Source organism: Citromicrobium bathyomarinum, from assembly GCF_038594605.1.
GTDB classification, from domain to species: domain Bacteria; phylum Pseudomonadota; class Alphaproteobacteria; order Sphingomonadales; family Sphingomonadaceae; genus Alteriqipengyuania; species Alteriqipengyuania bathyomarina_B.
Genome location: NZ_JBCFZM010000001.1, coordinates 170,098 through 195,000, shown reverse-complemented (window position 1 = coordinate 195,000; position 24,903 = coordinate 170,098). Strand labels below are relative to the sequence as shown.

The following is a 24,903-nucleotide window of genomic DNA, read 5'->3' as shown; positions in this document are numbered from 1 at the left end:
ATTTAAACCGGGGGACCGGCTATCCGAATATGTTGGCGACCGATGCGGTGGGCGGTGGAAGCCGCCAGCGCCGCGTCGGTGAAGCCCATCTAGGCGGGAGCCGGGATTCGGTCAAACGCTTTTTTTCAAATTTCTGTCACTAATTGATAAGTGCTTGATTCCACACGGGAATTATTGTCACTCTTCCCCTTCCCCTGACAGCCTCCCGGGCGGGTCCGAGCCGTGGATCCTGTGCGAGTCAGCGCGAATCCGCCGATTCAGCGATTCCAATGAGCGAAAAAAGCCGGTCCGCTTTACCCCGCAGTAAACCCGCGTGGGTCATAGCACCCCCATGAACATCGAATTTGCCCCGATCCGAGATGCTGCCTTACGTGGGTTGCGGCCTCGGCTTCGGGCACACCCCTTACGCGCGCCACGCGCGGGCGCGTGCGCGTACGTGCCGCGCGCTGCAGGCGCGCGCTGATGACGTCCTTCCGCAAATCCCTGGCGATCAACTTCGCATCATCCTCGGGCGCGACGCTGGTGATGTTCTTCGTCTCGGTCATCGTTGCGCGCATCCTCACCCCGGCAGAGATCGGGATTTACTCGATCGCGATCGTGCTGGTGAACATCGCGCACGTGTTCCGGGAGTTCGGTGTCGGCTCCTATCTCCAGCGCGCGGAAAGCCTCACGTCCGACAAGGTGCGGTCCGCCATGGGCATCGCCTATGCGATCGCCTTCACGATCGCCGCCCTGCTGTTCTTCGGCAGCGATGTCGTCGCTTCGTGGTTCGGCCATCCGGAGATCGCGCAGGTCATGCAGATCCTCGCGCTCAGCTTCCTGTTCATTCCGTTCAGCTCGGTCGCGCTCGCACTGCTGATTCGCGAATACGACGCCGCGAAGCTCTCGATCAGCACCGCAGTCGGCACGGTCGCCTATTCGGTGACCTGTATCGGCCTCGCGCTGGCGGACTTCGGAGCCGCGAGCCTTGCGTGGGCGAATCTAGCCAACGTGATCTCGACCGGGATCGCCAACCTCTGGCTCGCGCCCAAGCACATGGCCTACCGCCCCCGGTTCAGCGAATCCGCCGACATCCTTCGATTCGGCGCGGGCGCGCTGTTTACCAATCTCGTGAAAGCAGGGAATAACGCCCTGCCCGACCTGATCCTCGGGAAGCTGGGCACCCCCCGCCAGGTCGGCCTGCTCAGCCGCGCCAATTCGACCGTGAACATTTTCATGCAGGTCGCCGGGTCGGCGATCACCTTCGGGTCGCAAACCTATTTGTCCAAAGCTTTCCACGCCAAGCAATCACTGAGGCCGATCCTCCAACGGGCCATCGCGCTGGTGACGGCAGTCGGCTGGCCGATGCTCGCGGTAACCGCGGTCGCCGCAGAGGATGTGATCGTCGGCCTGTACGGAGATCAATGGATCTTTGCCGCGCCCGCCATCCTGCCACTGGCGCTGATGGCCGCCATCGATCTGACGTTCCATTACAAGGTGCCCGCCTTCAACGCGATCGGGCGGCCCTACCTGTCCTCGATCCCGCTGCTGGTCACGGCGACCGCGCGCATCGGCCTGGGTGTGTTGCTGTTCACGGGCGATATTGTCTCGTTCAGCTGGGCGCTGATGCTGGCCACGCTGGCGACGTCGCCGATCTGGCTGGCGCTGCAGAAGAGGTATCTCGATACCGATGTCGTGCCCTTCGTGCGGATGCTGCTACCCAGCGCGCTGGTCGCAGGCGTCTCGGCCGGGGCGGCCTTTGCGACCTTGGAGCTGGTCCGGGCGGCGGGAGTAGACCTGCCGCTGCTACGCATCGCACTGATCGCCGGGCCGACCGGCCTTGCCTGGCTGGCGATGCTGCGTCTGCTGTCGCATCCGCTGTTCGACGAGATCATGCTGTTCGCAGGCAAGCTGGGTTTGTGGCGTGGCAGCAATCGAAGACAGGCCGAGGCTGGCTAAAAGCAGACCGAGCAACGCTGCGGCGGCACGGCAGGGCAGAAAGGGCCCGGGCCGTGGCGTGTTTCTCGATGGAGCGCCAGGTCCGCGAAATGGTGGAAGCGATGCGCGCCGGAGCGATAGCTAGGCGGCGGTCAGGCGCCCGATCGCATCCTTTGCCGCAGCCACATAGGCGCCGCGATCGTAGCGATAGGTGCCGATAAAATGCACCAGTCGCGCATCTTCCGGCACGCCTTGGTCCCAGAAATTGAGATAACGATCATAGGGCAGCAGCAGCGGATCAGGCGCATTCGCGATCACGAAGTTGCTGGTGACCTGCTCGCTCCCCCATTCGGACCACTTGGCGCGCCCCAGCACCCGGTCGGCCTCGCGCGAGAACGCCTCGGCGAGGTCGCGCCCCTCTTGCGAAGGCGCGAAGCCCGCAAAGCCCGAACAGCCCCGGACATAATGCAGATCGGGACGCCCGGCGATGTCGAGCTGGTCCATCTGCTGTTCGATCAGCCCCTGGACGTGGGTCGTTTCGTAGACCTGCTGCTGCCGCGCGATCGCCGCGACATCCATCAGATCCGATTCTTCTTCCCCGCGCAAAGTGAAGGACCGCGCATCTGCAATCGCTTGTGCGACTTCGGGCATGGGCCCGCGCGCCACGACATCCGAATCGATCTGGATCACATAACTATCGCGCCGCAGATCGAGGATCGTCAGCAACCGCTCCCATGTGCCGCCCTTCGGGCATGGCCCGGTATCGACCGACGCGATGGGAATGATCTGCGGATCGCCGCAATGATGCGCGAGGGTTGCGCGGTCCTCCACGGTCAGGGTGCCATCATCGAGGATTACCACCCTGCCCCGCCCTAGCGATGCGTGGACGGACTTGATCGCGACCAGATAGGGCAGCAGCACGCGCGTGCCCATCATCGAGAACAGGATCACGCCATCGTCGCTCGGCCTGATCGGCGCGGTGCGCAGGATACCGCGCGCGGCCTGTTCGAACCGGGCGCGCGCCAACCTGTCGGCGATCTTTTCGAAGGCATGCATCATCGTGGCGCAGACATAGCTGATCGCCGTTAAGGATAGCTTGCAGCGCGGTCGCGGTGCAGCGCGGCTTGTGATGCGTGCAGGCGATAGCCACATGCTGGCCAGCGATGGGGCCTACCAACACCACTTCCGACACGGATCGAGCTGCGCCCGAGGGGTGGCAGACGCTGCGGCGATTCCTCCCTTACCTGTGGCCGAAGGACCGCACGGACCTGCGCATTCGGATCGTCATTGCGCTGATCCTCGTGCTTGTCGCCAAGGGGGCCACCCTCGCCCTGCCCTACGCCTACCGTGCCGCGGTCGACGCGATGGAAACGCCGGCCGATGCAACCGCGATGGTCGCGATTTCCTTCGTGGTCGCCTACGCTGCCGGGAGATTTGCCAGCGTCGCGTTCGACAATATCCGCAACATGGTGTTCGAACGGGTGGGCCAGGACGCCACTCGCCAGTTCGCCGAAGACGTCTTTGCCAGACTCCACCGCCTGAGCCTGCGCTTCCACCTCTCGCGCCGCACGGGCGAGATCACCAAGACGGTCGAGCGCGGGACCAAGACCATCGACACGATGCTCTATTTCCTGCTGTTCAACATCGCGCCGACCGCGATCGAGCTGATCGCGGTGGCGGTGATCTTCTATATCAATTTCGGCATCGGACTGGTGATCGCCACCGCCGTCACCGTGGTCGCCTATATCGTCGTCACACAGGTCATCACCGAATGGCGGACCAAGCTGCGGCGCGAGATGAACGATCTCGACGGGCAGGCGCTGTCGCGCGCGGTCGATTCGCTGCTGAACTACGAAACGGTCAAATATTTCGGGGCCGAGCGGCGCGAGGAAGCGCGCTATGCCAAGGCGGCGCAGCAATATTCCGAAGCCGCGATCAAGTCCGATTCTTCGCTTGGCCTGCTCAATATCGCGCAGTCGCTGATCACCAATCTGCTGATGGCAGGCGCGATGGGCTATACCGTGTGGGGCTGGAGCCGGGGCAACCTGACAACCGGCGACCTGGTGTTCGTGAACACCTATCTCGTCCAGCTTTTCCGCCCGCTCGACCTCCTCGGCTTCGTCTATCGCACGATCCGGCAGGGGCTGATCGACATGGCGGCGATGTTCAAGCTGATCGACGCCGATGTCGAGGTGAAGGACGTGCCCGGCGCGCCCGCGCTGCGGATCGACCGCCCCGGGATCACCTTCGAAAACGTGCATTTCGGCTATGATCCGGATCGCGAGATCCTCCACGGTCTCGACTTCGAAATCGGGGCGGGAGAGACCGTGGCGCTGGTCGGCCCATCGGGCGCGGGAAAGAGCACCATCGCGCGGCTGCTGTTCCGGTTCTACGACCCGAGGGCGGGCCGCATCCTCATAGACGGTCAGGATATCAGCAAGGTGACGCAGGAGAGCTTGCGCGCCGCCATTGGCATCGTCCCGCAGGATAGCGTGCTGTTCAACGACACCATCGGCTATAACATCGGTTACGGACGGCCCAGCCACATGGATGATGCCGACGAGGATGCCATCCGCGAGGCCGCGCGCGGAGCGGCGATCCTGCCCTTCATCGAGATGCTGCCCGAAGGCTTCGAAACGCAGGTCGGCGAGCGAGGCCTCAAGCTTTCGGGAGGCGAGAAGCAGCGCGTCGCCATCGCCCGCACGCTGTTGAAGAACCCGCCCATAGTGATCCTCGACGAGGCGACCAGCGCGCTCGATTCGCGGACCGAGCAGGAAATTCTCGCAACGCTGAACCGGGTGGCGCGGGGCCGCACGACGCTGGCCATCGCGCATCGCCTATCGACGATTGCCGATGCGGATCGCATCCTCGTGCTCGAGAATGGGCGGCTGGCCGAGCAAGGCCGCCACGCCGAACTGCTCCGGCGTGACGGGCTCTATGCCGAAATGTGGGCGCGTCAGCAGGCCGACAGCGAAGCGTAACGTGCCATTGGTGGAGCGCCGGGCCTAGTCTTCCAGCCCGAAATCGGCCGCCGAGACATCGAGCCCTTCGGCAGGGATCACCTCGACATCGGGCCGGATCGCGCGCACCCCGTCGATGAACTCGGCCGCGTTTCCGACGATCACGACGGTTGCCTTGTCCGGATCGACAAGATCACGCGCCGCCGCACTTGCATCCTGTGGCGTCACTTGCGCCAGCCGCTCGGCATAGCGCGCCGCCTCGACAGGCTCGAGGCCCTGCTGCATCAGCCCGGCAACGATGCCGTTGAAGCCTGCACTGCTTTCCAGAGAGCGGGCATAGCTGCCACCGAGATAGAGCCGCCGCTTGTCGAGCAGCGCCTCGTCCAGCGGTTCGGTCCCCAACCGGGCGAACTCTTCGAGGAAGATCTGCATCACCTCGTCCGCGGTTTCGTTCTTGGTCTGCGCGCTGGCCCCCAGCACCGAGTCATCCGCCCGGTCGGCGAAGCCCGAATAGGCCCCGTAGCTGAGCGAGCGCTTGGTGCGGATTTCCTCGAACAGACGCCCGCTCGACCCACCGCCGAGCACCGCGTTGGAAAGCTCCAGCGCGTAATAGCGCTCATCGTCGCGCGGGATCGCGCGGACCGCCGCGTAGACGGCGGCCTGCCCGGCCTCGGGCATGTCGATCACGATCGTACGCACCGGCTGGGCGTCGCCCGCAGGATCGGCGGGCGGCGTCGGCGCGGGCGCGTCCACACTCCAGTCACCGAACAGCGTATTGGCGAGCGCGGTCGCCTGAGCGGGCGCGATACCGCCGCTGACGATGATCTTCGTCTCGCTCGGATGCCACCAGCTCTGACGATGGGCGAGCAGATCTTCGCGAGTGATCGTGGCGATGCTTTCCGCCGTACCGCCCGATTGCGATCCGTAAGGCGCATCGCCGTACATCACGACTGCCGCAACCTTGCTTGCCAGTTCGCCCGGGTCCTTCATCTCGACCAGCAGGCCGTCGATCGCGCGCTTGCGCTCGCGATCCAGCTCGGCCTGCGGGTACTGCGCTGTGCGCACGATACCGGCCAGCACTTCGCCCGCCGCCTCGAAATTCGCGACCGGCGCGGTCAGGCTGAAGAAGGTGCCGTCGCGGCCCGCATTGGCGCTGAAGCTTGCGCCAAGACTTTCGAGCCGCGCGGCGATTTCCTGCGCGCTCATGTCGGCGGTGCCCTGATCCGCAAGCTGGGCGGCGAATTGCGCCACGCCTGCCTTTTCGCGGGAATCGGTGGAGGCCCCGCCGGGCACGAGCACGGTCATCGTCGCGATCGGTACATCGCCGGTTTGCGCGGCAACCACCTCGATCCCGTTCGATAGGGTCTGCTCGACGATTTCGGGAGCGACCACGTCGGGCCGCACGCCTGCAGCAGGAGGCTCCTGCCGCGCGCCTTCGGGAAGCACGGAAAGCGGCTCTCCGGTGGCGGAAGGCAGGCTGCGGAAGGTCGGCATCGGCACGGGGTTGGCATAGGCCGATGGATCTTCCTCGCCCGCGATGTAGCGCATGTCGACCCGCGCTTGCGGGGCGAGCCACTTGGCGGCGACCCGCTGCACATCTTCGACGGTAACGTTCGCAATGGCGGCGAGGCGATCATCGGCAGCGCGTGGGTTGCCGGTGGAAACCAGCGCCTCGCCCAGCTCGAATGCACGCCCGCGGGCGGTCTCGCGCCGTTGGAGCGAATCGGAGAACAGTTCGCTCTTTGCCTCGGCCAGTTCGGCAGCACTGACAGGTTCGGTCCGTATGCGCTCCAGCTCGGCCTTCAACAGACCGTCGACCTCGTCTGCATCGGCCATCGGGTTGGTGATCGCGAAGGAGGCGATGTAGCCGCCCTCCTCGCTGGCAGCGGAGAACATCGCGCTATCGACTGCCTTTCCGCTGCGCACCAGCGCGTCGTAAAGGCGGCTGCTCTGGCCCCTCGCCATGATCGCCGAAATCACATCGAGCGTGACCGAATCCATGCTGTCGGCCTCGGGCCCCTTCCAGATGGAGCCCGCAACGGGCAGCGGCACGTTGGGCGCGGTGGCCACGAAGCTTCGCGGCTCGGTCCGCTCAGGCTCGCGCGTTGCAATGGTCAGGTCGACCGGGTCGGCGCGGCGCGGGATGTCGCCGAAATATTCGTCGACCAGAGTGCGCAGGTTGGCCATTTCGAAATTGCCCGCGACGATCAGCGTCGCCGTGTCCGGACCGTAATAGGCCTGGTGGAAGGCACGCGCATCGTCGAGCGTGGCTGAATCGAGATCCTCGATCGAACCGATTCCGGGCCGTCGCTGCGGCAGCACGTCATAGGCATTTTCCGCAATGACGAAGCGCTGGAGCCGGCCATAGGGCGGCGCGAGGACCCGCTGACGAAGCTCTTCCTTCACCACTTCGCGCTCGCTCTCGAACACCTGCTGGTCGATCACCGGTTTGAACATGCGTTCGCGGTGGGTCCACAGCATCGTCTCGAGATATTCGGCCGGCACGGTCTCGTAATAGTTCGTGCGGTCCGACCCGGTCGAGGCATTGCGCGTGCCGCCGACATCCGCCGTCAGGCCGTAGATCATGTTGTAGGGCATGTTCTCGGTCTTGCGGCTGAGAATATGCTCGAACAGGTGGGCAAAGCCGCTGCGCCCTTCGGGATCGTGCTTCGATCCGACCTCGTACCACAGCGAGGTGGTGACGGTGGCAGTGCCCTCGTCCTGAATGGCGATCACCCGCAACCCATTGTCGAGCGTCCATTCGGTATATTCGATTTCGGGCGCGGAAAGGCCCGGCTCCAGATCCGGCGCGGCCTCCTGCGCGAGCGCGGGCGTAGCAAAGGCAAGCGCGGCGGCGCTGACGGCAAGTGCGGATTTCAGCATGATAGTCCCCCCATAAAAGCTCTGCGCGCCAATGAACCAGAGCGACCCGCTGCCCGCAAGGCTACGGACCGGCCTATCGACCAACGCCTTGAGCAATCGGCAAAAGACTATCCAGCGGACCTGAGGGTGGACTCAGGGCGCGCAGACCCGGGCATATAGTGCCCGGTGGTCCGAACCATTGTCCGGCAGCACCTCGAACCCGGTCAGCTCCAGATCGCCCTTGAGCATCATCTGATCGAGCGGCCAACCCGCTGCAAGGAAGGCGGACGGAAACGTCGGATAGGCGCCCCGGCCGATCCGCGGATCGCGCCATTTGCCGGTACCGCGAAACTTCGTGCTGGTGCGCGACCAAGGGACATCGTTAAAATCCCCCATCACGAAGGCATCGGGCAGCCGGTCGGGCGTCTGCATGCCGGCCCTCACGATGTTTCGGTCGCGCATCTCGGTATTCCACGTCGGCAGCGGCGGCTTGGGATGCAGGCCGATGAATTCCACCGGTCGCGAGCCGGGCTGCAGCGTGGCATAGAGCGTCGGGGTATCGCGGTGGGTGTTCTCAACGATATTGCTCTTCGTCACCGGAAGCCGGGTGGCGAACACAAGGCCGAAAGCGTGCGGCTGTGGATGGCGATCCACATGCGGATAGTCCGCCAGCACCGGCTCTAGCTGTTCGATCCACTTTTCGTCGGTTTCCATCAGAAAAAGCAGGTCGGGGTCGATCTGCCGAATCTGCTCTGCGACCTTCGCATACTGGTCGTTCTTGACCTTCACGTTGACCGACATGGCAGAAAAACAGGTCGCTTTTGCGGCCTGCTCGCTATCCTCATAGGTCAGCTGCTTTCCCGCGAGGAAGCTGTAGGGCCAGATGCGCCAGATATTGATCGCGATCACCAATGCCAGAAATACGACGGTGAGCCACCGCCAGCGGAACGCCACGAAAAGCGCGACGAACAACAGAATCGCGGCAATGTACGACATTGGTTCGCGCACCAGATCGACCTGTCGCACGAACCAGGCATCGGTGCTGGACAGCGATACAAGCACCGCCACCAGCATCGCGGTGGCGAGGCCGAGCAGCGTATATCCTAGAAATTTCACAGATTTCTCCCCGTTGCCCCATCGCTAAACGAACGGCGAAGCGCTGCCAAGTCGACGGGACCGCCCGATCCGGGAGGGTTGTGTTGCAGCGCAGCATCGTGCACGGGGTGTGTGTTCCAGATAAATTGACGGATTTCCCATGACGCCCAACACCGGCGCGACCGCGCACGCCAGCAGAACAGCCCGATGGAAGCAGGAATGGTTCGGCAATGTCCGCGCAGACGTGCTTGCGGGTATTGTCGTGGCGCTGGCGCTTATTCCCGAGGCGATCGGCTTCTCGATCATCGCGGGCGTGGACCCGCGCGTGGGCCTTTATGCCTCGGTCGCGATTGCGATGGTGATCGCCTTTACCGGCGGGCGCCCGGGCATGATCTCCGCCGCGACCGCTGCGGTGGCGGTGGTCGTGGTGCCATTGGTGCGCGATCACGGCGTCGAATACCTGTTCGCCGCGACGATCCTGATGGGCATTTTCCAGGGAATCGCCGCGCTGCTGCACCTCGACCGGCTGATGCAGTTCGTCAGCCGGAGCGTCATTACCGGCTTCGTCAACGCGCTCGCGATCCTGATCTTCATGGCGCAGCTGCCCCAGCTCGACCCCACGAACGAAGGCGTCAACTGGATCACCTACGCGATGGTCGCAGGCGGTCTGGCGATGATCTACCTTGTCCCCAAGCTGACCACCGCGATCCCCAGCCCGCTGGTCGCCATCGTGGTGCTGACCTGCCTGTCGCTGTGGCTCGGTTCGCCGGTCAACACGGTGTCCGACATGGGCCAGCTGCCCGACGGTCTGCCCTTCTTCGTGCTGCCCGATGTGCCGCTGACGTGGGAAACGCTGGCGATCATCGCGCCCTATTCGCTCACCATGGCGGCGGTCGGCCTGCTCGAATCGTTGCTGACCGCGCAGATCGTCGACGACATGACCCACACGGGCAGCGACAAGCGGCGCGAGAGCGGCGGACAGGGCATCGCCAATATCGTCGCCGCGCTGTTCGGCGGCATGGGCGGCTGCGCGATGATCGGGCAGTCGGTCATCAACGTCACCTCCGGCGGTCGCGGGCGGCTATCGACCTTCGTCGCGGGCCTCGCGCTCCTCATCATGCTCGTCCTGCTCGGCGGGATCGTCGGCCAGGTGCCGATGCCCGCGCTGGTCGCGATCATGATCATGGTTTCCATCGGCACGTTCAGCTGGAACTCGATCCCCAACCTGCGCTGGCACCCGTGGCAAAGCTCTATCGTGATGTTCGTGACCGTCGCGGTCGTGGTCTACACCCACAATCTCGCCATCGGCGTGCTGGTTGGCGTGCTGCTGTCGGGCATCTTCTTCGTCCAGAAGGTGATGCACATGTTCGAGGTCGAGCGTACGCGCGAAGGCGAAACCGCGGTCTACCGGGCGCATGGCGAGATCTTCTTCGGCAGCGTCCAGCGGTTCGAGGCGGCGCTAGGCCCGGAAAGCATGATGCCCGACCCGGCCGATCACGTGATCATCGACGTCAGCCGCGCGCACTTCTGGGACATTTCTGCGATCGGCGCGCTCGACAAGGTGGTCGAGCGGATGCGGATGCACGGTCGCAGCGTGCAGGTCGTCGGTCTCAACGAGGCAAGCGCGGACCTGGTCGACCGCCACGGCGCGACCGACCGCACGGGCGTCGAGATCGGGCTCGCGCCCCATCCCTGAAGGGGCTCAACCGATCGGCTGGTCCCTGTGGCCATAGACCCGGTAGCCGACGAATGAGAGGATCGTGAGGCTGAGGCAGCTGGCGAGAATGGCGAGCGCCGTCCCCGCCCAGCCGAAGGCTTCGAACAGTGCGGTGCCGGCGATACTGCCGACCGCGCCGCCGATGAACATCATCACGATATAGATCGTCGTCAGCCGCGTGCGCAGCGCGGGCTCTTGCGAGAGGAAGGTCATCCGGCTGGTCACGTCGATCGCGGGGCCGACGATATTGCCGATCAGGATCGGGATCATCAGCAGCCACAGGTTGTCGCCGAAGGGCAGCAGCAGCGCGATCCCGAGGGTCTGCACCACGGCATAGCCTACGCGGGCCTTGCGCGGCCCGATCCGGTCCGCCAGTCGCCCCCAGTAGGGCGTCGAGAAAACACTGACCGCCGCGAACCCGGCAAGGTAGCCGACCACATCGGTGCCATAGCCCATTTCCGGCCCCGTCAGGTGGAGCGCCAGCCCCAGCCACAAGGCGATGAACTGGCCGAACCCGATACCCTGAATGGCGCCCGAGAGGAGTATTTCGCGCCGGTCGCGCGCGAGTGCCAGCAGCGAGGCAATCAGCCTCCCATAGGGCAGGCGGCTCGCGTCCTTGTCGCGCACGCCCTTCTCCATGATGTACGGCAGCGCGAGCGTGATGACGATCATCAGGCCGGTGGCGATCCAGTAGACCGTCCGCCAGCCGTAATATTCGGCCACCACCCCTGCCCCGACCCGCGCAACGAGAATGCCGAAGATCACCCCTGCGGTCAGCAGCGCCGTCACCTGGCCCAGCCGCTCGGGCGCGACGCGCTTCGATGCGTAGGCAGGCAGGAGGTAGGGCGCGATGGTGAAGAAGCCGAGCAGCGTCGACCCGACGGTGAACAACGTCAGGCCCTGCGCCAAAGTCATCACGATCAGCCCGCCGCACTGGCCAATAGTGAACAGGATCGTCAGCGTGCGGTTGGAAAAGCGATCCCCCAGCGGCAGCAACAGCAGGATGCCGAGCGCCAGCGCCAACTGGTTGAGTGCGGGCACCAGCCCGATCTGCGCCGCGCTCACCCCGAAATGGCGCGCGACGTCGCCGATGATCGGGTGGATGTAATAGGCATTCGCCGTCACCACCGCCGCCGCGACGGCGAGCCAGTATTCCTGCGCTGGGGTGAGGCGGGCGGGTGCGGTCATGTGCGCGCCTTCGGAGGCGCAGGCCGCGAGGTCAAGCACGGGCGCCCAAACGCCCCGGCCGGTTCAGCCAAAGGCTTCCTTGAGCATATCGCTGATCGTGTCGATGTCCTGCTCCGGTTGACGGAAGCGCTGGCAGGTCTGCTTGCCCGCGTCCTTCGCGTCGTACAGCGCCAGATCGGCGCGAATGCGCAGTTCATGCGTCGTCAGCGCATCCTGCGGTATACACGCGAAGCCCGCACTTGCGCCGACGCTGACCGCAACGCCATTCGCGATGCGTATGCTTCCCCCGCAAACCGCCTCGACCAGTTTCTCGCCCAGTTCGCGAACCTCGTCGATCCCGCAATCGCGCAGCAGAACCATGAATTCGTCACCGCCCATGCGGGCCACCTTGCCACGCTCCCCGGCCACTGCGTCTATCCGCCGGGCCACTTCGACCAGAACCGTGTCGCCCGCACCGTGGCCATACTCGTCGTTGATGGCCTTGAACTCGTCCAGGTCGAGCGAGATGATCGCCATCGGCTGATCGGGCTTGCTGGTGAGCCTGCTGAGGTGGGCGTCCATTCCCTGCCTGTTGAGGATACCCGTCAGGCTGTCGTGGAAGGCGAGATGAAGGTTCTGCTTTGCCGCGACCAGGCTCGCCACAAGCGTTTCGTGGAAGGTCGTGATGATCTGCCGCGCACCGAAGATGAAGGGCGGCGTCAGGATCACGATGACCGAAAGCAGAGGCTCTTCGGCCAGTACGGCCCCGACCACGAATGGAAGGTCCATCATCAGCAGAAGCAGCATCGCGAACGAGGGCGCGGGATAATTGCGGGCGCAGATCTGCCCCAGCGCGGCCATGACGAGTGTGGCCGAGAGCACCTGGAGCACCGGATCGCCGCCGCTCATGATGACGAACGCCACGCTCCCTTGAAGCGTACACCACAAGAGCGATGGCAGGGAAGACCAGCTGACGTCGATAGGCAAGCCAGCGGCTTCGCGCCTCTGGTTCCAGCGCCAGGCGGCGATCCGCCCGAGAGCGACCGCCACTTCCAGCACGACAAAGACGACGAATATCGGCGCCGAGGATCGATAGATCGCCACGGCCAGAACGCACAGCGCACACAGCGAGCCCATCAGCGCGGCCGCCAGCGAGCTGAGCAACTGACCATACAGGCGGCTTTGAATGTCGGAATCGAGCGACGGGCCGCTCCGGAACAGCCGCCCCACTCCGACACGGTCCGCCGCGCAGACATTATGTGTCGTGTGAATCGATCTCATCCGCCGTGCATGCACGACCAAGCTTAAGAAAACGTGGTGAGCTTACGCCGCGAAATGCCCCGGAGCGCCTGGCGACCGCAAGCATCCTGTCGATGCAAGTGGCGGAAAGACCTACAGAATATACTTGCTCAAATCGGTATCCCGGGCGAGATCGTCCAGCCGTTCGCGCACGTAGGCCGCGTCGATGGTGACGGTTTCGCCCTCGTGCTCTTCGGCTTCGAAGCTGATGTCTTCGAGTAAGCGCTCCATCACGGTCTGCAGGCGGCGGGCACCGATGTTCTCGACCGCTTCGTTCACCTGCGCCGCGATCTTGGCGACTTCGCGCACCGCCTCTTCGGTAATATCCAGAGTGACCTTCTCGGTGCCAATCAGCGCGGTGTATTGCTGGACGAGGTTGGCGCGGGTTTCGCTGAGAATCCTCACGAAATCCTCTTCGGTCAACGCACGCAGCTCGACCCGGATCGGCAGGCGGCCCTGCAGTTCCGGCAGCATGTCGCTGGGCTTGGAGAGATGGAACGCGCCGGACGCGATAAACAGCACGTGGTCGGTCTTCATCGGACCGTGTTTGGTCGCCACGGTGGTGCCTTCGATCAGCGGCAGCAGATCGCGCTGCACGCCTTCGCGGCTGACGGTGCCTCCGCGCTGATCCGGGACCGCGATCTTGTCGATCTCGTCGAGGAAGACGATCCCGTTGGTTTCTGCATTCTGAAGCGCGACCCGGGCGACATCGTCCTGGTCCATGCGCTTTTCGGCTTCTTCGTCGACCAGCCGATCCCATGCATCGGGCACGCGCAGCTTGCGGCGGCTGGTGGGCTTCTTGCCCATCGCTTTCCCGAACATGTCGGACAGGTCAATCATGCCGACATTGCCGCCCATTCCGGGCATGTCCATCATCTGCGACGGCTGGTCCTGCAGCTCGATCTCGACCTCGACATCGTTCATCGCATTCTGGACGATGCGTTCGCGGAAGCTCTGCCGCGTGGCTTCGGAGGCATTGTCGCCCACGAGCGCATCGAGCAGCCGCTCCATCGCCGCCTCGCTCGCGGACTCGCGCCCGGCATCGCGGCGGCGATCCTTCTCCAGCCGGATCGCCTCTTCGACAAGATCGCGGGCAATCTGTTCGACATCGCGGCCGACATAGCCGACCTCGGTGAACTTGGTCGCCTCCACCTTTACGAAGGGTGCTTCGGCAAGGCGCGCCAGGCGGCGGCTGATCTCGGTCTTACCGCACCCGGTCGGCCCGATCATCAGGATGTTCTTGGGCGTCACCTCGTCGCGCAGATCGGGGCCGAGGCGCTGGCGGCGCCAGCGGTTGCGCAGCGCGACGGCAACCGCGCGCTTCGCATCCTTCTGGCCGATGATGTGTTCGTCGAGAGCGCCGACGATGGCTTTGGGGGTGAGCGATTGGGGGGTAGAGCTTGTCATCAGCGCGGCATTTGGGGGGCGGTGCGCCGCCGCGCAAGGCTTCAGGCGACGCAGGCCAGCCCGGCGTTGAACCGCGCGTGCGCTGCGACGATGCCCGCAATGGTCTCGGGCTGAGGCGTCGCATCCCACTCGCCTCGCTCGTACGTGCCGCCCAGCACAATTCCGTCGGCCCGCGGAAACATGTAGCCGACCGGCCCGGTATAGGCATGGCGGACTTCGGGCTGCGGGAGAAGGATGGCGAGCTGCCCGCGAACGGGCACCATGCCATCGTCGCCAAACAGCTCGCGCGCGCCCAGCCCGGTGCAATTGAAGACGAGCCGTTCGGGCAGCGCCGCGACCTCGGCGGGCGAAGCCAGTTTGCGGCGCTCCACTTGGGCTCCGCCGATCCGCACATCGCGCAGGAGATGTGCGAGCCAGCGCCCGGTTTCGACGTACATCGTGCGCCATTCGCGCACCACGGGCACCGGAAAGGGATGCTCGCCTTCGCGCAAGATCCGGGCATCGGGCATGATCCGGCGTTCCAGATCGCTCAGCGGGCGCTCCCGGTAGGCGTCATACGTGGTATGCCAGTGCACGCCCGTGTCGTCCCCGACCGAGATCTGGAAACGGCGGAAGCTGTAGTCCATCGCCGCTTCGAACTGGCGCATGAACCCGCCGCCCACCGCGGAGCGTCTGAACACGCTGGTAGGGTTGATCTGCCCGCCCGCGACGTTGGAGGTCGTGTGGGGCGGCAGGCTTTCGGCATAGATGCGCACGGCAAGGCCCGCTTCCTGCAGCAGCTTGGCGGTCGTGAGGCCGAGCGCGCCTGCGCCGATGACCGCGACGGGGCCAGAATGGCCGGGCAGGCCCCCTGACAGAGCGAGATCGACCGCAAGGCGCGAGCTGCCCCAACTGAGCGTAATACCTCCGCCGCCATGGCCGTAATTATGGATCACCCGCGTAGCACCCATGCGCTGTTCGCGAACGACGAAACCGGTTTCGCGGTAGGGCCGCAGCCCCGCGACCGTGCGGATCACCCGATCCGGGCTGACGTTCACGCGCGGCAGGCAGAGATTTGCCAGGGATCTACTGGTGGAAAGCGGCGCGCGCGGGGTGCAGGCCCCAAGCCCCAAAGCGAGACCTGTGGCACCCGCGCCCGCGATCAGGCGGCGGCGGTCTATTAACCTTTCTTGGCCCTGCACGTCCGAAATTCTCATTACTCAAGCGATTTGGTTATAGACACGACAGCCAGTAAGCCAGACGTCATCTTAATGCTGACGTATTGAGTTTTCCTCAGGATTGGCCCCAAACCGGATTTCGTCTAAAGGCAAGTGAACCCCTTAGTGTTTGATCGAGGCGCACATGCCAGCCACCTGCCCGCACTGTTTTGAGAACGTGCATCCCAAAGCGACAAAATGCAAACACTGCGGAGGGGGCATTCTGTCCTCAAGCGAACAGATGGGCCGAACCGTTGGCTATGTTCTAATAGTGGGAATCGTTGTTGTTATAGCGATAGCACTGCTGAGCGCTTAGCTCAGGCGTCTCTCGGTCGCACCTAAACCGTTTCCAGCGTCACCTGGTCGTTGGTGAAAACGCAGACCTCAGCCGCGACCTGCATCGCGCGGCGAGCGATCTTTTCCGGGTCGCTCTCGTAGTCCGACAGCGCGCGGGCGGCGGCCAACGCGTAATTGCCGCCGGAACCGATCGCAGCGATCCCGCCTTCGGGCTCCAGCACGTCGCCATTGCCGGTCAGCACCAGCAGCGTGTCCTTGTCGGCCACGATCATCAGCGCTTCGAGATTGCGCAGATACTTGTCGGTCCGCCAGTCTTTGGCGAGTTCGACGGCCGCGCGCATCAGCTGGCCCGAGTACTGTTCCAGCTTCTTTTCCAGACGGTCGAACAGGGTAAAGGCATCGGCGGTGGCACCCGCGAAGCCTGCGATGACATGGCCCTTATCGCCGATCCGGCGGACCTTGCGGGCATTGGGCTTCATCACCGTGTTGCCCATGGAAACCTGGCCATCGCCCGCAAGCACGGTCGTGTCTCCGCGCTTTACGCCGATGATGGTGGTGCCGTGCCATTGTTGCAGGCCGTGGGCCGATGCGTCGTTTGTCATGCGCGCCAATATGGGCGCGGCATGCCGCCTATCAAGCGCAGTGCGCCTTTCGGGCGATCAGCGCCCCCCGGCACCACCCGGAGGAGCGGCACCCGGTGCGCCGACCGTGCCGATATTGCCGAACAGATCTTCGAGGAAGCCACGCTCGCGCCCAAGCGTCGGGGTCTCGTCGCCGTCGGGGCTCAGATAGACGACCTGATCGAGACCCGAGCGGTCCGCCGCCACGACATTGCCCGTCGTATCGAAACGCACCGCAAGCACGTCGTGGGCCTTGATCTTCGGGCGGACGAACGGTTTGCGTCCCGTCGTGCTGGACACGTAATACCAGGTTTCCGGGCCGAACTGGCTGGTAAAGGTCGGCCGACCGAGCGTTGCCTGCACCGACTGCTGATTGTCGATGCCGGGCTGAACCAGCCCCTTGAGCCGTTCGTCGCCGTAATAGCCGCGCGTTTCGTTGATCGTCGTGCATCCGCCCGCCGATACTGCCAGCCCCAGCAATACCGCCGGTGCAACAAGCTTCACGATCCGCATAAATTCGAAACCCTCTTCGCAAATTCGGCGCGCGCCCTTTTGTGAACAGGCGCGTGCGCTATATCGTGGGGCGAGCCTTACGGCCTCGCCCGTCCCCGCGCAATGGCACCCGTTACAGGTGCCCCCATACGAAGGTGCGTTGCGCAGCTGTGGCGAGTTCGCTTGAATTGCTGCTGAATGAGGATTTGCCCACGTGTCGTTCTTTTCCCGCCTGCTGGGTACGCAAGCCGATCCGCGCGAGGCATGGCGCCCGTTATGGCACCGGCTGGTCGCCGAAGCGCGGCAGGAGCACTGGTATGCGGAACGCGGTGCGGCGGATACGCTGGATGGCCGCTTCGACATGATCTCGATGCTCACCGCGCTGTTCATGCTGCGACTGGAGAACGATCCCGAAGGCGTACCGGCGGCCGCACGCCTGACCGAACTGTTCGTCGAAGACATGGAAGGCCAGATGCGCGAAGCGGGGATCGGCGATCCCACCGTGGGCAAGATGATGGGCCGGATGATGGCAACATTGGGCGGCCGCGCGGGCAGCCTGCGTGACGCCATGGCGCGCGAAGACAATGCCGATCTTGCCGGCGTGGTCGAACGCAACATGCACCTGAGCGACGAAGACCATGGGCCCGAGCGCATCGCGCAGGGGCTGCGCGCGCTGCACGCGCGGCTGGCGCGCACCGACTTTGCCATGCTGGAGCGCGGGGAGATCGCCGAATGACCGGCGACGCATCCAGCCCCCCTCCCTCCGAACTGGCGCGCCCGGTTTCCCTGCGCCAGATCACGGGCCGTCCATACGAGATCGAAGCGAACGAGGCGGAGCGCGCGGCGCTTGCGCGGCGCTTTGCGATCGTCGCGATCAGTCGGCTGGTGGCTGGCGTGACGCTCGATCGGCAGGGGGAGCGGGTGGCAGTACAAGGCACCCTGACCGCCGATATCCTGCAACCCTGCGCGGTCTCGGGCGAAGAGTTCCCCGTCCATATCGAAGAGCAAATTGCCTTGCGCTTCGTCCCCGAAGGCTCGATCCACCCCTCGCTTCAGGAAGGCGACGAGATCGAGATAGAGCTGGACGAAGGCGATCTCGACGAAATCGAATATGCCGGCGACACCTTCGATCTGGGCGAAGCGATCGCCCAGACGCTGGCGCTGGGCATCGATCCTTATGCCGAAGGGCCGAACGCCGATGCCGTGCGCGAGCAAGCCGGGATCAAGACCGACGATGCGCCCTCGGGCCCGCTGGCCGAGGCACTGGCCGGGCTGAAGAAGGACTGATCCGTCGGGCATCTCGGCAGATACCGGACGGTCCCTGCCCCCGGGCCGCAATGCACTGCGCCGGGATCAGACCGGAACAAACCTCTCGATCCCGATCCGGTCGAGGAAAGTCGCATCGTGACTGACCACGAGAAGCGCAGCATCGAAGCCTCGCAACGCATCTTCGAGCACTTCGAGCGATTCGACATCGAGATGATTGGTCGGTTCATCGAGGATCAGCAGCCAGGGCACCGCCGCGCCGGCGAGCGTCACAGCCAGGCCTGCCCGCAGCCGTTCTCCACCCGATAAGGTGCCAACCATGCGCAAGGCATCGCGATTGCGAAACGCGAACCGCGCGCAATGGGCATAGGCGGCCTCCCGATCCATTTCGGGATGATGGGCACGCAGATTGTCGAGGATGCTGGCCTGCGGGTCCAGTATCGACAGGTGCTGGTCGAGCATGGCGATACGCCCCTCAGCCCGGAACACCTCTCCTGCCACGGGATCGAGCAAACCCGCCGCAATCCGCAGAAGCGTGCTCTTGCCCGCACCGTTGCGTCCGATCAGCGCGACGCGCTCCGACCCATCTATCCGCAAGCTCCACGGGCCCAGTCGACGAGTGCCGACAGCAGCTTGCACGCGGTCCAGCATTAGCACCCTCGCGCCGGGCGGCAGGCCGCTTGCGGGCATGTCGATTGTGAGCGGGGTCACGATCTCCACTTGTGATTGCGCCTCCTCCCGGCGTTTGGCAGCCTCGCCGATCAGCCGATCGCTTGTTGCGCCCTCGCGCCCGACTGTGTTCTCGGCACGCTCGGCCCTCGCGTTGAGGACGATCTTCGGCTCGGATCGCTTGGCTGCAACCGCGCGGCCCACCTTGTCGCGCCGCGCCTTGGCCTCGCGCCGATCCTGCGCCGAGCGCTGCGCGGCCCGCAGGGCTGCGTTGGCCCGCTCGCTCTCCTCGGCGGCGCGAACACGCTCCGCCTCCCGCGCAGCGGCGAAGGCAGACCAGCCACCACCAAAACTGCGGATGCCGATGGGTGTCAGTTCGACGATCCGATCCATGTTTTCGAGCAGGTGCCGGTCATGGCTGGCGACCAGTACCCCGCCCCGCCAATCGGCGATCAGCGCCGCAATGGCAGCGCGGCCGGAGGGATCGAGGTTGTTGGTCGGCTCATCCAGCAGCAGGAGGTCGGGCGCTTCCAGCCGCAGGCGAGCGATCCCGATGCGCGTGCGTTCTCCACCCGAAAGCGTGCCGATGCGCCGGTCGAGCGGCATCGCGGGCAGGCCGACCGCTGCGAATGCCGCCTCCACGCGCTCTTCGAGCGTCCAGTCCGCCTGGGCGAAATCCTCCTGCGTCCCCTCGCCCGCCAGCACGCGCGTGGTCGCCGCCAGCCGATCCGCCACGCCGAGCGCTCGGGCAATCGTGAACTCGGGTGACAAATCCTGCTGCAGGATGTCGACCGTACCGGTCAGTTGAATGCTGCCTGACGCGGGCTTTCCCGCGCCGCAGATCAGATTGAGCAAGGTCGACTTGCCCGACCCGTTGCGCCCGACGAGGCCGACCCGCTCGGTTCCGACCGAGAGCGTCAGGTCATGGAAAAGCGGGCGTCCGTCAGGCGTGTGTGCAGATAGGGAGTCGAGCGTGAGGAAGGAGGGCATAGGGCACCGTGGCAGGATTCGAGACAAGGCGGTTCGCGTTGTTCGTCCTGTTGATCACGGCACACATCCTTCTCTGGCTTGGGTGTAATTTACGGCGTGGCCAGACGCGACGCAAGCGGTCAGGGCGATATCGCGACCCGTTTTCGCTGTCCTACCCCGACGGCGCGCGTCAGGATCGCGTCGCTCTTTGAAACCGTCGATAGAACCGCAAAATCGCCAAGATGCGCTCCACAGGATTTCTCGCCTATAACACTGTGTCAGGTGTGTCAGGGCTTGGAGCCAAAGGTGCGGTCAGAACGGTGCGGTAGGACCGTAGAACATCGTAACTTCGATGATTCGCGTCACATCCCTTGGCCAGGTCATCGTTACCTCGAGTGTCCAGATCGGGGCGTTGTGCCCATCGGGCCTCAGCGTGAGCTGGTAGCGGGGGAAGACTTCGCCATCACGCGACTAGCGTTCGATCTGCCACACATCGTCGAGGTCAAGCGCCACGAAGGCATCGCGCGGGCCGTTGCGTTTCTGCTCGTAGGATGCAGGGGCACCGCTTGAGAGGTCGAAGTAGGTCTTCTTGCCCTCTCTCAGCTTCGCCTGTTCCTGGCGCAACGCATCAAGCACACGGCTTGCCTCGGCCGCATCGATGGATCGCAAATGCTGCGCAGGCGCGGCAGGCTGCGATTGCGCATGAAGCACGCCGGGCGCACCAAGCACCCACGCAAGCGCCGCAATCATGCAGAAGCTAAGTGAACGGATGTGCATCCGGCCACCTTGCTCCGCCGTGCTGTCTGACATGTGAGCCCGGCTCAACGGCACGATGCCGCCAAAAACCTAGAACGGAATGTCGTCTTCCAGATCGTCGTAACTGGCGCCGCCACCCGAGCTACCGCCCGAGTCGCCGCCGGAGCCGCCGCCGCCCTGGTTCCAGCCGCCGCCCTGATCGCCGCCGCCGTAACCGCCGCCCGAGCCACCGCCACGCTGGCCACCGCCTCCGTAGCCGCCGCCGCCGCCGCCCTGGGCACCGTCGAGCATCGTCAGCGTTCCGTCGAAGCCGCGCAGCACCACTTCGGTACTATAGCGGTCCTGACCGTTCTGATCCTGCCATTTGCGGGTCTGCAGCTTGCCTTCGATGTAGACCTTGCTGCCCTTCTTAAGGAACCGCTCAACCACGTTGACCAGCCCTTCGGAGAAGATCGCGACGGTGTGCCACTCGGTCCGCTCCTGCCGCTCGCCCGTGTTGCGGTCCTTCCATGTCTCGCTGGTCGCGATGCGCAGGTTGGCGACCTTGCCGCCGTTCTGGAAGCTGCGGATTTCCGGGTCCGCGCCCAGATTGCCGATCAGCATGACCTTGTTGAGGCTGCCCGCCATGATTCGTATCCCTTCGTGTGTGTTGCCCCGGGCCTATCGAATGGGACGCATCGGGGCCAGTAGGGAAGGCGCCAATTTGAACAGGCTCGCTAAAGCCCCAACGCCACCGCACTCCAATAGGTGATGCCTGCGAAGATGTAGGCCAGCGCGAACAGGTAGCCGACCATGAACAGCGGCCATTTCCACCCGTTGGTCTCGCGCCGGGCGACCGCGATGGTCGACAGACACTGCGGTGCGAAGACGAACCACGCGAGGAAGGCGAGCGCGGTCGGCAGGCTCCAGCGTTGCGACAGCGTGCTGGCGAGGCCTTCTGCCTCTTCCTCCTCGTCGTCGGCATCGATGGCGTAGGTCGTCGCGAGCGATGCGACCGCCACCTCGCGCGCGGCCATCGCGGGGATCAGCGCGAGGCTAATCTCGCGGTTGAAGCCGATCGGTTCGAGGACGACGTTCAGGCCGCCCGCGATCTGGCCTGCGAAGGAGGCGTCGACCTGGCTCTCGCCCGGCTCGGCCTGCGGGAAGCTGAGCAGCAGCCACAGGATCACCGTGGCCGAGAAGATGATCGTGCCCGCTCGGCGCAGGAACACCCACGCGCGCTGCCACAGCCCGATCAGGATGTCGCCGACCGACGGCAACTGGTAGCGCGGCAGTTCCATGATGAAGCCGGTCGCCCCGCCCTTGGTCAGCGTGCCCCGCAGGATCAGCGCGACGATAAGCGCGCCGACGATACCCGCCAGATAGAGCGCGAACAGCACGAGGCCCTGAAGCCCGATCCCGCCCCCCACATCGCGCGCGGGGATGAATGCGGCGATGATGACGGCATAGACGGGCAGCCGGGCCGAACAGGTCATCAGCGGCGCGATCAGGATGGTGGTCAGCCGGTCTTTCGGATCGGCGATACTGCGCGTCGCCATGATGCCCGGGATAGCGCAGGCAAAGCTGGACAGCAGCGGAATGAAGCTGCGCCCCGACAGGCCAACGCCCGCCATCAAACGGTCCATCAGGAAGGCGGCCCGTGCCATGTAGCCGGTCGCCTCCATGATCAGGATGAAGAGGAACAGGATCACGATCTGAGGCAGGAACACCACCACCGATCCCACGCCCGCGATAATTCCCTCGGTCAGCAGGTCGCGCAGGAAGCTCTCGGGCATCGCGCCCTCGACCCACGCGCCCAGCCCCCCCGCCGCGCCATCGAGCGCGTCGGTCAGCGGTGCGGCCCAGGCGAACACGGCCTGGAACATAACGAACAGCAGCGCGAGCAGGATGAGCGGGCCGATCCAGGGATTAAGGAGAACGCCATCCAGCCGGTCGCCGATACGGCGCGCCTTGGAGGTCTGGTAGACCGCAGCCTTGGCGATGGTGCGCGCTTCCAGCCGCCGCTCGGTCGCGTCGATCTTCGGGCGATCGGCGAGCGTGCCGACGTCGGCGCGTGCAGCCGCGATTGCGGCGGTCAGGTCCTCGATCCCGCGACGGCGCACCGCCACGGTCTCGACCACCGGTACGCCGAGTGCCTGCGACAGGATGGTCGAGTCGAGCTTCAGCCCATCACGTTCCGCCATGTCGACCATGTTGAGCGCAACGATGGTCGGCTTGCCGAGCGCCAACACTTCCTGCGCGAAAACCAGATGCTGTTCGAGGTTGCCGGCGTCGAGCACCAGCACCAGCACATCGGGCTCTGCCTCGCCGGGAAAATCGCCCTGCACAACCTTGCGGGTCACTTCTTCGTCGGGGCTCGATGCATCGAAGGCATAGGCCCCGGGAAGGTCGATCACCTCGGCTTGCGTACCGTCGGGCAGCGCGAGCACGCCCGCCACGCGCTCCACCGTAACGCCGGGATAGTTGGCGATCTTCTGGCGTGCGCCGGTCAGCTTGTTGAACAACGCGCTCTTGCCCGAGTTGGGGTTGCCGAGCAGCGCAACGCGGAAATTCTCGGTCATGCTACGCGTCCAGTTCGAGCGAAATCGCGGAGGCCTGGCTCTTGCGCAGCGCGACCGTCATCCGGCCGATCGACACTGCAACCGGATCGCGTCCGCCGAAGACGCCGTGATGCGCCATGCGCACCTCGACGCCGGTATCGAAGCCGAGCGCGCGCATCCGCTTCGCATCGGCCGTCGGCAGTGCATCCCAATCGATGGCGGAAATCCGGCTTGTCCTGCCGGGTTCAAGGCTTTCGAGCGTCATGGCGCGCGCTTCTGGCAAAGCGCAGCCCTAGATGCAACTGATTATCAATAATCTTAGGGGATCAGTTCGCGGGATAGCGCAGGCGGCCGAGCATGCGTGCCGGGCTGAACCTTTCGCGCTCCCCGCTGCCAAGCCATTGGGCCTTGGCCTTTTCGAACTGCATGACGTTCTCGATCCGCCGGTCGAGGAAAGCTCGGGTTTCCGCCTTGTCCTCGCTCTCGTCGTCGAGCCAGACCAGCAAGGTGGCGCTGTAGAGCGACGAGAGGATCGCCCGCTTGGTATAGTGGTTGTAATCGGTCGCGGTGTCACCGGCGAGCCGCCACATGATGTCGGCACTCTGCCACGCCCCGCGCAGCGAAGCGCGGACGTTTTGCGGCATGGAGCCAATCGCCAGCGCCCGCCGCATCGCCTCTTCCTGACCTGCAACGGCATCCAGCCGATAGAGCACCAGGTCGCGGATTTTCTCGCGAATTTTGCGCGTCGCCAGCACTTCTTGCGGAAGGTCGCGCGCCATCGCTGCGTCGATCGATTCGATCCACGCCGTGACCATCACCATCGCGTCGGTCTGGCGTCCCTCGCGCTTGAAGGCGAGCCTGGCCAGCGCCGGGTCGACGCCCTCCATCTCCGCCGCAGCGACCAGCGCAGTCTCGGTCCAGCCGTCGAAGATCGCCGAATCGGCGATTGCAGGGGCAAGCGCGAGGCGCAGCTCGTCCAGCGTGAGGTCGGTGGGGTTATCGATCATCGCGTCTTTCTCGTACCTGGAAAAGCCGGCGTTCCTAAAGGCTCGGGCCGTATTGCTGGGCGGCGTCTTCGCCCTGCTTCGCCTCGCCATCGGCAAATTCTTCGGAGAGCCGACGCTCGCCGATCAGCTCGACATAATCGCGGGCCGAGCGCCCTGAATTGTCGGTCCGGTCGGGGTCGGCGCCGTGTTTCAGCAGGACGCGCACCAACGGCACATCGCGACGATGGACCGCAAATATCAGAGGCGTTTCGCCCGTGACCGACAGCGGATCGACGTCCGCACCCGCTTCAAGCAATTCGGTGACCCCTTCGATATGGCCGATGCGGGTCGCCAGCATCAGCGGCGTCACGCCTTCCTTGTTCGCAAGATTGGGATTGGCACCATTATTGATGAGGAATCGAATCCACGTCGCTTCCCGACGCGCCGTCACGATATGCAGCGCGGTGTCGCCGGTGCTGAACTCGCGCGAATTGATCAGCGTGTTGCTGGCCGATTCCTTGACGATCTGCGTCACTGCGGAGCCATCGCCATCGCGCACGGCCTTGAGAAATTTCGTACCTTCGGAAGGCAGCCCGCTCTGCGCGAAAGTCGCGCTGCCCAGTGCAACCAGAGAGAGTAAGGCCACACGGGCCCCATTGCGGAAAAACGGCAGCGACACCTTATGCAC

21 protein-coding genes are annotated in these 24,903 nt (G+C 64.7%); 5 read left to right on the top strand and 16 right to left on the bottom strand.

The features are described from left to right. The first annotated feature begins 462 nt into the window (after window positions 1–462). Window positions 463–1,938, top strand: coding sequence for an oligosaccharide flippase family protein (locus AAG612_RS00905; protein WP_342506316.1), 1,476 nt, complete (start codon window positions 463–465; stop codon window positions 1,936–1,938). A gap of 120 nt (window positions 1,939–2,058) precedes the next feature. Here the strand turns inward: AAG612_RS00905 and AAG612_RS00900 are convergent, their stop codons facing one another. Then, on the bottom strand, window positions 2,059–2,976 hold the full coding sequence (locus AAG612_RS00900) for a hypothetical protein (RefSeq protein WP_342506314.1): 918 nt from the start codon (window positions 2,974–2,976) through the stop codon (window positions 2,059–2,061). A 104-nt stretch (window positions 2,977–3,080) separates the two neighbouring features. Between AAG612_RS00900 and AAG612_RS00895 the strand changes: the two genes are divergently transcribed. Then, window positions 3,081–4,898: an ABCB family ABC transporter ATP-binding protein/permease gene (locus AAG612_RS00895; protein ID WP_342506313.1), complete on the top strand. Its 1,818-nt coding sequence runs from the start codon at window positions 3,081–3,083 to the stop codon at window positions 4,896–4,898. Between the two features lie 24 nt (window positions 4,899–4,922). Here AAG612_RS00895 and AAG612_RS00890 read toward each other — a convergent pair whose 3' ends face one another. Together AAG612_RS00890 and AAG612_RS00885 are read right to left on the bottom strand one after the other, a co-directional pair. Beyond that, window positions 4,923–7,760, bottom strand: coding sequence for a M16 family metallopeptidase (locus tag AAG612_RS00890; protein WP_342506312.1), 2,838 nt, complete (start codon window positions 7,758–7,760; stop codon window positions 4,923–4,925). A 132-nt stretch (window positions 7,761–7,892) separates the two neighbouring features. Beyond that, window positions 7,893–8,855 carry an endonuclease/exonuclease/phosphatase family protein gene (locus tag AAG612_RS00885; RefSeq protein ID WP_342506311.1) on the bottom strand — a complete coding sequence of 321 codons (963 nt, stop codon included), beginning with the start codon at window positions 8,853–8,855 and terminating at the stop codon, window positions 7,893–7,895. A 139-nt stretch (window positions 8,856–8,994) separates the two neighbouring features. On the opposite strand from AAG612_RS00885, the gene AAG612_RS00880 reads away from it, so the two are divergent. Further along, window positions 8,995–10,530: a SulP family inorganic anion transporter gene (locus tag AAG612_RS00880; RefSeq protein ID WP_342506310.1), complete on the top strand. Its 1,536-nt coding sequence runs from the start codon at window positions 8,995–8,997 to the stop codon at window positions 10,528–10,530. 6 nt (window positions 10,531–10,536) lie between these two features. Here the strand turns inward: AAG612_RS00880 and AAG612_RS00875 are convergent, their stop codons facing one another. From AAG612_RS00875 to AAG612_RS00850, 6 genes are all read right to left on the bottom strand, one after another. Beyond that, the gene (locus tag AAG612_RS00875; RefSeq protein ID WP_342506309.1) at window positions 10,537–11,739 is read right to left on the bottom strand and encodes an MFS transporter; all 1,203 of its coding nucleotides are present in this window, start codon (window positions 11,737–11,739) and stop codon (window positions 10,537–10,539) included. Between the two features lie 63 nt (window positions 11,740–11,802). After that, entirely contained in the window at window positions 11,803–12,999 is a 1,197-nt protein-coding gene (locus AAG612_RS00870; protein WP_342506307.1) for a GGDEF domain-containing protein, read from the bottom strand. A 111-nt stretch (window positions 13,000–13,110) separates the two neighbouring features. Further along, complete coding sequence (gene hslU / locus AAG612_RS00865) at window positions 13,111–14,424, bottom strand: ATP-dependent protease ATPase subunit HslU (protein ID WP_342506306.1); 1,314 nt, start codon at window positions 14,422–14,424, stop codon at window positions 13,111–13,113. Between the two features lie 41 nt (window positions 14,425–14,465). Then, window positions 14,466–15,605, bottom strand: coding sequence for an FAD-dependent oxidoreductase (locus tag AAG612_RS00860; protein ID WP_342506305.1), 1,140 nt, complete (start codon window positions 15,603–15,605; stop codon window positions 14,466–14,468). A gap of 353 nt (window positions 15,606–15,958) precedes the next feature. Continuing rightward, a complete protein-coding gene (gene hslV, locus AAG612_RS00855) occupies window positions 15,959–16,519 on the bottom strand; it encodes an ATP-dependent protease subunit HslV (protein ID WP_342506303.1) in 561 nt (186 codons plus the stop codon). Window positions 16,520–16,576: 57 nt separating this feature from the next. Next, window positions 16,577–17,050: an outer membrane protein assembly factor BamE gene (locus tag AAG612_RS00850; RefSeq protein WP_342506300.1), complete on the bottom strand. Its 474-nt coding sequence runs from the start codon at window positions 17,048–17,050 to the stop codon at window positions 16,577–16,579. Window positions 17,051–17,243: 193 nt separating this feature from the next. Between AAG612_RS00850 and AAG612_RS00845 the strand changes: the two genes are divergently transcribed. Beyond that, a complete protein-coding gene (locus AAG612_RS00845) occupies window positions 17,244–17,765 on the top strand; it encodes a ubiquinol-cytochrome C chaperone family protein (RefSeq protein WP_342506298.1) in 522 nt (173 codons plus the stop codon). Continuing rightward, entirely contained in the window at window positions 17,762–18,316 is a 555-nt protein-coding gene (locus tag AAG612_RS00840) for a YceD family protein (protein ID WP_342506296.1), read from the top strand. The genes AAG612_RS00845 and AAG612_RS00840 overlap by 4 nt, the downstream gene beginning before the upstream one ends. Window positions 18,317–18,382: 66 nt before the next feature. On the opposite strand, the gene AAG612_RS00835 is transcribed toward AAG612_RS00840, so the two are convergent. The 7 genes from AAG612_RS00835 to AAG612_RS00805 form a co-directional block, all read right to left on the bottom strand. Then, entirely contained in the window at window positions 18,383–19,954 is a 1,572-nt protein-coding gene (locus tag AAG612_RS00835; RefSeq protein ID WP_342506294.1) for an ABC-F family ATP-binding cassette domain-containing protein, read from the bottom strand. Window positions 19,955–20,404: 450 nt separating this feature from the next. Further along, window positions 20,405–20,743 (bottom strand): hypothetical protein, encoded by a 339-nt coding sequence (locus AAG612_RS00830; protein ID WP_342506292.1) that lies wholly within the window; start codon window positions 20,741–20,743, stop codon window positions 20,405–20,407. Window positions 20,744–20,779: 36 nt separating this feature from the next. Then, window positions 20,780–21,316 carry a single-stranded DNA-binding protein gene (gene ssb, locus AAG612_RS00825; protein ID WP_342506290.1) on the bottom strand — a complete coding sequence of 179 codons (537 nt, stop codon included), beginning with the start codon at window positions 21,314–21,316 and terminating at the stop codon, window positions 20,780–20,782. 89 nt (window positions 21,317–21,405) lie between these two features. Next, window positions 21,406–23,250, bottom strand: a complete 1,845-nt coding sequence (feoB, locus tag AAG612_RS00820; RefSeq protein ID WP_342506288.1) for a ferrous iron transporter B — start codon at window positions 23,248–23,250, stop codon at window positions 21,406–21,408. Between the two features lies 1 nt (window position 23,251). After that, window positions 23,252–23,494: a FeoA family protein gene (locus AAG612_RS00815; protein WP_342506286.1), complete on the bottom strand. Its 243-nt coding sequence runs from the start codon at window positions 23,492–23,494 to the stop codon at window positions 23,252–23,254. A 61-nt stretch (window positions 23,495–23,555) separates the two neighbouring features. Continuing rightward, window positions 23,556–24,236, bottom strand: coding sequence for a COQ9 family protein (locus tag AAG612_RS00810; RefSeq protein WP_342506285.1), 681 nt, complete (start codon window positions 24,234–24,236; stop codon window positions 23,556–23,558). A gap of 34 nt (window positions 24,237–24,270) precedes the next feature. Beyond that, a complete protein-coding gene (locus AAG612_RS00805; RefSeq protein ID WP_342506284.1) occupies window positions 24,271–24,894 on the bottom strand; it encodes an ankyrin repeat domain-containing protein in 624 nt (207 codons plus the stop codon). Window positions 24,895–24,903: the final 9 nt, after the last annotated feature.